Here is a 3,009-nt window from a genome sequence, read left to right as displayed (position 1 = left end):
ATCCACTTCCCCAAGTTCCCGGTCGCCAGTATGCCATTGTCGCTTCCTATTTCCACGCGCCCCCGCACGGACCTGAGCAGTGGCTCGGCAACTGGAGCGGTTGCACCGGCAATCACTACCTTTCCGGCAATGCGTGCGTTAGTACGGACGGACAGTCTTGGTTCGTGTCGGGCGTCGCTGATTCCGACCTTCACTTTCGCACGTTCCTACGCGTGTATGACGCATGACTTCTTGCGCCTAGAAGCAAGCATTACGTCAGCTCCCAAAGAGCCGGTGATGGGACCGCTATAGGGATACATACCGCGCACGTCCACCTTGAGCCCTGCTTCTGACTTGGATGGTAACTGCGAAGCGGCACGTGCCGCCCGGCGTCGCTGCACTCAGCTCTTTCGCTCAGCCCCAGACTGCCGCGGAAGCGAGCAGGCGCTCGACAGGCGCGCCGCCTTCCAGATGCCGGTCGAAGATCTCCGGCACGTCCTCCTTCCTGACTCCCGAGTAGAGCACGCCCTCGGGATAAACGAGCACGTTGGCACCGCCTTCACACGGACCGAGGCAGCCCGAATAGGTGACGGCGACACGGTCGAAGGCTGCGCGCCGCGAGAGCTCTGCCCAAAACGCCTGCAGCACCTCCGCCGCCCCTTTCTGCTGACAGGAGCCGCGCGGGTGACCGGGCGGCCGCTGCTGGGTGCACACGAAGACGTGGTGGAGAGGCTTCGTCATGTGAATCAGCCTCCGTACGGCCGGATCACGGCGTCGCCCAGCACGAGCGTCTGGCACGCCAGACGAACATTGGCGGGGACGTTGTGCCCGGCGAGGGTGGCGATCTCGTAGGGCGACTTTTCCGACAGATGTTCCATGCCGGATTCCACCGTCGTGAGACAGGTGCCGCAGTCGGACTCGCGGCAGCCGTAGGCGATGCCGGAACCCACTTTCTCGGAGACTTCGATGATGCGGGTGCCCGCGGGCACCGTGACGGATACGCCGATGTCGGCGAAGGTGAGCCTGGCTTTGGCCATGAGGGTCTCCGGTGGGCTACAGGGGGGCGACGACGCTGTCGCCGAACACCTGTGTCTGGCAGGCGAGACGGCACTCCCGCCCGCCCAGGTTGTCGCGCTTCATGGCGGCAGCGATTGCCTCGGCGCTGTCGAGACTGCGCCAGCCATCGATGATCTCGCGGTATTGCTGGAGCAGTGTGGCGCGTTCGAGCTCTGACGGCTTCGACAGGTTCTGCGCGCCTTCGACCACCGCGAACATGCATTGTCCGCAGTCGCCCTCGCGGCAGTTGTAGGCGATGTACGAGCCCACCTTCTCGGAGATCTCGATGATGCGCGTGCCCACCGGCACGGTGACGGTCACGTTCACGTCGGCGAACTTCACTTTGGCTTTGGCCATGGCAACTCCCTCTTGTCTGGACGCGCTCGGGTCTCTCAGGCAGCGGAGACCAGTTCGGAGAAATCGATCTCGCGCGTCACCTGCCGTCCGATGAGAAACTCCCCGACCTGACGCCCGAAGTCGCGGCACGCCAGGATCTCCTCACGCGCCGGAATCAGCTTCACCTTCACCCCGGCGACGGGCACGCGCATCTTCAGTCCGCGCAGCCGGTCCTCGATCATGCGCACAGCCTCGCCGGACCAGCCGAAGGAGCCGAACGCACCAGCGACCTTGCCCTTGACATGGATGCCGGCGAACGACGACAGCAGGTCCCACACCGGCTTCACCGCATCGCCGTTGATGGTGGGCGAGCCGATGAGGATGGCATCGGCTTCCTCGACCAGGTCGACCAGCGGCTCCACCGGAGAGCCTTCGAGGTCGTAGAGCGACAGCCGCAGCCCGGGCACTTCCGCCGCGCCGTCGCAGATCGCTTCCGCCATGCGCCGCGTGTTGCCGTAGGAGCTGATGTAGAAGACGATCAGCGTGCGATCGCCGTTGTCGGTTTCGCGCTTGAGCCGCGGTGTGGCGAGCTCGCGATAGCGCGCGACGTAGTCGCGCGGGCGGTCGCGCAGGATCGGCCCGTGGCTGGGCGCGATGGCGGCGAGATCGAGCGGTTCGATCAGCGCCAGCGCGTCCAGGACATGGCGCTTGAACGGCCGCATGATGTGATGGAAGTAGTACTCGAAGGCGAAGCGGAAATCGCCGACGGCGTCGTTGAACATGCGCCGGTCGCAGAAATGGCAGCCGAAGACATCGCCCGAGAACAGCACCCGCTCCTCCGGAACGTAGGTGCACTGCGTGTCCGGCCAGTGCAGGTAGGGCGTGTGTAGGAACCTGAGCGTGCGGTCGCCGAGGGAGACGCTGTCGCCGGTGGTCACCGGCACGAAAGCGAGCCCGTCCTGCTTGACCAGGGCTTTCAGCATGAGCTGCGCCGACTCGGAGACGTACAGCTTCGCTTGCGGCGCGCGCCGCAGGAGCTCCGGCAGACAGCCCGAGTGATCGGGTTCCAGGTGGTTGAGCACGATGGCGCGGATCTCGCCGTAGTCCGCGAACTGCTGCAGCCGTGCGAAGAACTGGTCCGCGCACTCGAGCTTCACCGTGTCGATGATCGCCACGCCCTCCGAGCCGCGCACGCAGTAGCTGTTGTACGTCGTGCCGCTCGGCGTCTTCAGGATGACGTCGAACGTGCGCATGCCCGGATCGAGCGCACCGATCCAGTGGATGCGCTCGGTGACGGCGGCCGCTACGCTCATGACACGACTTCGCGGGCGTCAGCCAAACTTGAAGAGGATGCCGTGCCCGCCACGCGGGTAGGTCCACTCGACGTTGCGGTGCTCGTCGCAGATGATGCGGCAGCTGCCGCACTCCAGACAGCCGTCGGTGATCAGCACCACGCTGCCGTTGCCCTCCGCCTTGTAGCACGCGGCCGGACACACGTAGGTGCACTGCTGCATCCTGCAGTCGCTGCGACAGACCTCCGGCTTGAGGATGCGGATGTGCGGGCGACCGTGATCGACCCGGTAGCGGTTCTGGTACAGCTTTTCTTCGACATTGATCGCGAGACTCATCGCAGTGCCC

The 3,009-nt window shown here is 65.1% G+C and carries 5 protein-coding genes; all 5 read right to left on the bottom strand.

Annotated features, from left to right (window positions below; all coding sequences use genetic code 11):
• Nucleotides 1–393: 393 nt before the first annotated feature.
• Genes JNK68_00430 through JNK68_00410 form a run of 5 tightly spaced genes read right to left on the bottom strand, consistent with a single transcriptional unit; the run spans nt 394 to nt 2,999 of the window.
• Nucleotides 394–720: a (2Fe-2S) ferredoxin domain-containing protein gene (locus JNK68_00430; protein ID MBL8538811.1), complete on the bottom strand. Its 327-nt coding sequence runs from the start codon at nt 718–720 to the stop codon at nt 394–396.
• Between the two features lie 5 nt (nt 721–725).
• On the bottom strand, nt 726–1,016 hold the full coding sequence (locus tag JNK68_00425) for a (2Fe-2S)-binding protein (GenBank protein MBL8538810.1): 291 nt from the start codon (nt 1,014–1,016) through the stop codon (nt 726–728).
• Between the two features lie 16 nt (nt 1,017–1,032).
• The gene (locus JNK68_00420) at nt 1,033–1,392 is read right to left on the bottom strand and encodes a 2Fe-2S iron-sulfur cluster binding domain-containing protein (GenBank protein ID MBL8538809.1); all 360 of its coding nucleotides are present in this window, start codon (nt 1,390–1,392) and stop codon (nt 1,033–1,035) included.
• Nucleotides 1,393–1,427: 35 nt separating this feature from the next.
• Nucleotides 1,428–2,684: an FprA family A-type flavoprotein gene (locus tag JNK68_00415; protein MBL8538808.1), complete on the bottom strand. Its 1,257-nt coding sequence runs from the start codon at nt 2,682–2,684 to the stop codon at nt 1,428–1,430.
• Nucleotides 2,685–2,702: 18 nt separating this feature from the next.
• A complete protein-coding gene (locus JNK68_00410) occupies nt 2,703–2,999 on the bottom strand; it encodes a ferredoxin family protein (protein MBL8538807.1) in 297 nt (98 codons plus the stop codon).
• Between the last annotated feature and the right edge of the window lie 10 nt (nt 3,000–3,009).

Source organism: Betaproteobacteria bacterium (assembly GCA_016791345.1).
Taxonomy (GTDB): Bacteria; Pseudomonadota; Gammaproteobacteria; order Burkholderiales; family JAEUMW01; genus JAEUMW01.
This window is presented reverse-complemented; position numbering and strand designations above follow the sequence as displayed.

Coding starts and splice junctions, on each gene's coding strand:
- JNK68_00415 (MBL8538808.1), bottom strand. CDS start 2,684: ATGAGCGTAGCGGCCGCCGTCACCGAGCGCATCCACTGGATCGGTGCG.
- JNK68_00430 (MBL8538811.1), bottom strand. CDS start 720: ATGACGAAGCCTCTCCACCACGTCTTCGTGTGCACCCAGCAGCGGCCG.
- JNK68_00410 (MBL8538807.1), bottom strand. CDS start 2,999: ATGAGTCTCGCGATCAATGTCGAAGAAAAGCTGTACCAGAACCGCTAC.
- JNK68_00425 (MBL8538810.1), bottom strand. CDS start 1,016: ATGGCCAAAGCCAGGCTCACCTTCGCCGACATCGGCGTATCCGTCACG.
- JNK68_00420 (MBL8538809.1), bottom strand. CDS start 1,392: ATGGCCAAAGCCAAAGTGAAGTTCGCCGACGTGAACGTGACCGTCACC.